At 50.2% G+C, this 617-nt stretch carries 1 pseudogene; it reads right to left on the reverse strand.

The window, feature by feature from the left end:
- Nucleotides 1-617: pseudogene (locus A3751_RS19985) on the reverse strand (DNA-directed RNA polymerase subunit beta'); the annotation flags it as partial.

Here is a 617-nt window from a genome sequence, read left to right on the forward strand (position 1 = left end):
CAGCGAACACCATGCCTTCGCCTTTTGCCGCTATGCGGTCACGCGTCATGTAGTAAAGGCCAAGTACTACGTCCTGAGAAGGAACAATGATCGGCTCTCCGTTAGCGGGAGATAAGATGTTGTTGGTAGACATCATCAAAGCGCGAGCTTCTAGCTGTGCTTCCAATGTCAAAGGAACGTGGACAGCCATTTGGTCCCCATCGAAGTCGGCGTTATAAGCCGCACAAACCAATGGATGCAACTGTATCGCCTTACCCTCGATCAATACGGGTTCAAATGCCTGAATACCGAGACGGTGAAGTGTCGGGGCACGGTTGAGCATGACAGGGTGCTCTCGAATAACTTCAGCAAGAATATCCCAGACCTCTGCAGTCTCGCGTTCAACCATCTTCTTCGCAGCTTTAATGGTAGTCGCAAGCCCTCGACTCTCGAGCTTAGAGAAGATAAAGGGCTTGAAAAGCTCTAACGCCATTTTCTTCGGAAGACCGCACTGATGCAGGCGCAAACTTGGGCCAACAACGATTACCGAACGGCCAGAATAGTCAACACGCTTCCCAAGCAAGTTCTGACGGAATCGACCCTGCTTACCTTTGATCATATCTGCTAGTGACTTCAAA

The sequence above is a fragment of the Oleiphilus sp. HI0080 genome, from assembly GCF_001635135.1.